Source organism: Pontibacter sp. HJ8, assembly GCF_054824225.1.
The window spans coordinates 1-4351 of sequence record NZ_JSYF01000040.1 but is presented as its reverse complement, the minus strand read 5'-3'; the positions used below and the strand labels follow the sequence as shown (position 1 = coordinate 4351).

4 protein-coding genes are annotated in these 4351 nt (G+C 53.0%); all 4 read right to left on the bottom strand.

Annotated features, from left to right (window positions below; translation table 11 throughout):
* Window positions 1-1454: sodium/sugar symporter (locus OB13_RS02235; RefSeq protein ID WP_461488515.1), on the bottom strand; the 1454-nt coding region annotated here is incomplete at its 3' end.
* 202 nt (window positions 1455-1656) lie between these two features.
* On the bottom strand, window positions 1657-2685 hold the full coding sequence (locus OB13_RS02230; RefSeq protein WP_461488514.1) for a UDP-glucose--hexose-1-phosphate uridylyltransferase: 1029 nt from the start codon (window positions 2683-2685) through the stop codon (window positions 1657-1659).
* A 22-nt stretch (window positions 2686-2707) separates the two neighbouring features.
* The gene (locus tag OB13_RS02225) at window positions 2708-3883 is read right to left on the bottom strand and encodes a galactokinase (RefSeq protein ID WP_461488513.1); all 1176 of its coding nucleotides are present in this window, start codon (window positions 3881-3883) and stop codon (window positions 2708-2710) included.
* A 284-nt stretch (window positions 3884-4167) separates the two neighbouring features.
* Window positions 4168-4351, bottom strand: a 184-nt coding sequence (locus tag OB13_RS02220; RefSeq protein ID WP_461488512.1) for a hypothetical protein, incomplete at its 5' end; no start/stop codon positions are given.

Here is a 4351-nt window from a genome sequence, read left to right as displayed (position 1 = left end):
CCTTTTCTGTTTTCCAGCAGGGAGTAAACCACCATCAGGGTAGACAGCAGCAGGAATACCAGGCCCATCTGGTCCAGGAACGGCATAGCCGGGAATACCTGGTCGATGAGGATACTGAACGGAACCGAAGCGATGGCTGTTGCAAGCGCCGCATTGGAAGTAGCTCTTTTCCAGAAAAGTCCGAATACGAACAACACCATGATGCCCGGGCTCACATACCCTGTATACTTCTGGATGAACTGGAAGATCTGCTCTTCACCTCCCAGCAGCGGTTCAGCCACAAGCACCGCAATGAGAACCGCTACCAGACTGACTATCCGGCCTACCAGTACCAGTTGCTTTTCAGTGGCCGCCGGCTTCAGGTGCGCTTTGTAAATATCCATGGTGAAAATGGTCGCCGTAGAGTTCATCATCGAGCTGAGGGAAGACAAGGCAGCCGCCATCAGCGCCGCAAAAGCAATACCTTTCAGGCCGGTAGGCACCAGGTTATTGAGCAACCAGGGATACGCTTCGTCATAGCGGTTGATATCGGCATTGAGCGCAAAAGCAGCTATACCTGGGATCACGACCACCAGCGGGATAAGCAATTTCAGGAACGCGGCAAACACCAGGCCCCACTGAACTTCCTTCACGCTTTTGGCAGCCAGGGCACGCTGAATGATGTACTGGTTGAAACCCCAGTAACTGATGTTGGCAATCCACATACCTCCAAACAAGACGGTCATACCCGGCAGATCCTTGTAGAAAGGGTTCTCTTCCGACAGGATCATATCAAACTTCTCCGGTGCCTTTTCCAGCAGCATGCCCATCCCTTTGACAACCCCATCGCCCCCACTCACGGCATCCAGTGCCAGGAAAGTAGTCATCAGACCACCCAGTATCAGAAATACAACCTGGATCACATCCGTCCAGGCAACCGCTTTGAGGCCACCGTAGATGGAATAAGAGGCTGCTACAACAGCCAGGCCGATGATGGCCCACATGGTGCTTATCTCAAATACCACACTCAGCGCCAGGGCGGAGAGGTATAGCACGGTTGTCAGGTTAACAAAAATGTAGAGCATGATCCAGAAGATGGCCAGACTCGTGCGGATGCGGTCATCGTAGCGAAGCTTCAGGAACTGCGGCATGGTAAAGATCCCTTCCTTGATATAGATCGGGAGAAAGAACTTGGCCACAATGAGCAGCGTGGCCGCCGCCATAAATTCGTAGCTGGCAATGCCAAGGCCGATTGCAAAACCAGAACCGGACATACCGATAAACTGTTCGGCCGAGATGTTGGAGGCGATCAGAGAGGCTCCGATAGCCCACCAGGGCAGCGACTTACTGGCCAGAAAGTAATCGGTAGAGTCCTTGACATGCCCCTTTTTCTCGCGGGACACCCAGATACCAATTACAATAATGAAAACGCAGTAACCTATAAAAATGACGTAGTCAAGGGTAGAAAAATTCATTGCATAAGGATTTAGGATAGCTAATATATAATATTACTTCTAGAATACTGTAAAAGCCTGTTTATTTTTTGATTTTATGCCGAAAAGCGGTCTTTGCATAGCTGTTGAAAGCGCAAACTGAGCCCCGACAGCCTGCTATGAGCCGGTTATCGCCTCGCAGAAAATCAATAAGCAAGGGATTGCCATTCAGGTATAGCAAGTGTTAACGCACTAAATTACTGAGTAAACCGGCAGCTGCTTCCGGGGTGATGTCGCGCTGTGGATTGCCCAACATCTCATATCCTACCATGAATTTCTTGACCGAAGCAGAGCGCAGCAAAGGCGGGTAAAAGTGCATGTGAAAATGCCATCCCGGATACTCCTGCCCATCGGTCGGGCTCTGGTGAATGCCGGAGGAGTAGGGAAAGGACACTTGGAACACCCGGTCATAGGCCGCTGTCAGCACTTTGAGGATACTACTGAACGCGTCTTTCTCATCCTCGCTCATCTGCCCGATGTGCTGAAAATGACGCTTGCTGATGATGATGGTCTCGAATGGCCATACCGCCCAGAAAGGCACCAGCGCCACAAAGTGCGCATTCTCTGCCACAATTCGGGTTCGCTCTTCCAGTTCCAGGGCCAGGTAGTCCTGCAACAGGCTGCGCTGGTGGGTCTCAAAATACTGCGCCTGCTGGTGTGTTTCTTTGGCTGGCTCTACCGGCACGGTGCTTTGCGCCCAAATCTGGCCGTGCGGGTGCGGATTGCTGCAGCCCATTACAGCTCCTTTGTTTTCGAAGATCTGCACATAGCGGATAAAATCCAGCTTGCCCAACTCTTCATACTCCCTTTGCCACAAATCCACCACCTTGCGGATGTCTGCAACATCCATGTCGGGCAAGGTCAGGTCGTGGCGCGGCGAAAAACAGATCACCTTGCAGATGCCCCGCTCGCTTTCTGCCCGGATCAGGCTCCCTTTGGTGAAAGATCCGGCTGGCGTGGAGGGCTGCAGGGCACCAAAATCATTGTCAAACACAAAGGTAGACGCGTAATCCGGGTTCTGCTCTCCGTTTGCCCGCTCGTTGCCGGGGCACAGGTAGCAGGTCGGGTCGTAGGCGGGTCGTTCGTCGCCGCTTACCACTTCCTGCTGTCCCTGCCAGGGTCGCTTGGAGCGGTGCGGGGATACAAGTACCCACTCCCCTGTGAGGGGATTATAACGTCGGTGCGGATGTTCTGTTAAATCGAAAGTTGACACGGGTAATTGCTTTTAAGGTAGTCTATACTTGTGCGTGCGGCATGATTTCGGTTTCGGCCAGGCTGCTTCCGTCTACAATTTCGGCCACGTAGGTTTTCAGCGTAATGCCAAACTGTCGTTGGTAAGCCGCTTCCATTTGCCGGGTAAACGTCTCGAGTGCGTCCAGCTTCACCAGGTTGATGGTACAGCCGCCAAAGCCTCCGCCCATCATGCGGGCGCCCAGCACCGTATCCAGTCGGCTGGCCTGCTCTACCAGGAAGTCCAGCTCCGGGCAGCTCACTTCGTAATAATGCTGCAGGCCGCTATGAGATGCATACATCTTCTCACCGAAGGTTTTCATATCCCCTTTCTCGAGTGCCTGGCAGGCTTCTTCCACCCGGTTGTTCTCATTTACCACATACTTGCAGCGCTTGTAGATGACCGGGTCAAACTCCGCTGTGTGCTGCTCCAGCATCTCTGTGGTGACATCACGCAGGCTTGTTACGGCCGGGTAGTGTTGGTGCAACAGGGCAACGCCCGCTTCACATTCGAGGCGACGGGTATTATACTCGGACGATGCCAGGTTGTGCTTTACCTGTGTATCGCACAGCACGATACGGTAATCGGCCATGTCCAGTTTGTAATAGGCATAGTCGAGGGAGCGGCAGTCCAGCTTGACAGCATGATCTTTTTTCCCGAACATGCTGGCAAACTGGTCCATGATGCCACAGCGCACACCGGCATACTCGTGCTCGGCCAGCTGTGCCATTTTGACCAGCGTGAATTTGGGTATGTTAAAATCGAACACGTGGTTTAGCGCAAATGCCAGTCCGCACTCCACCGCTGCCGACGAAGAGAGACCCGCTCCAAGGGGCACATTGCCCCCGAACACCAGGTCGAACCCACGCACGTCATAGCCTGCTTGCTGCAATTGCGCTACGACACCCAGCAGGTAGTTGGCCCAGCTGATATCGGATGGGTGCACGTTGCCCAGGTCAAACTCCGCTTCCTGCTCCAGGTTAAAGGCGTAAGCCCGGAAGGTATTGGTATGGTTAGGCGCCAGGGCAAAATAAATCTCCTTGTTGATGGCAGCCGGCAGCACAAAGCCCTCGTTGTAATCGGTGTGTTCCCCGATCAGGTTCACCCTCCCGGGAGAGCGCACTACCACGGGCTTCTGCTGGTAACGTTCTTCGAATTTTTCTGTAATCTCCTGTAACATGTTTCTGATTCCTTTAGAAAGCGGATGCGCCTGAAAACGGCTGGTACCTATACCTACGTTTCAGCTCCCGATCCAGCTTTTGTTTTTCTTTCTTTAACTGACCTTATTCTATAGCTTCCGGCACATCTGCCTTTGCCCTCCGGTGGCTATACCTGTTTCCGGTACACCTGTTTTATTCTTACTTGTAAGGATTCCAAATATAGTATAATATACTAACAGACAAGCGGGATCAACCGGGCCTGGCGAGGTATACCCTGTTTGCCTCAAAATAAGACGCAAACGATTTACTTGCCTCTATACTTGGATTTGATGAGTTCGAGCATGTCCTTGAAGCGGTCCTTGTCGCCTTCGGTGAGGAAGAGCCGCCAGAGGCCCTCGACCAGCAGCATGAGGATCTCCGACTCGAGCTCGGGCTGGCCATAACCCAACTGGCGGAAAGCATCCGTGAGCTGGCGCATCACCGACTGG

Excerpts from the sequence above, each read along its gene's own strand:
- OB13_RS02225 (WP_461488513.1), bottom strand. The coding sequence starts at position 3,883 with ATGTTACAGGAGATTACAGAAAAATTCGAAGAACGTTACCAGCAGAAG.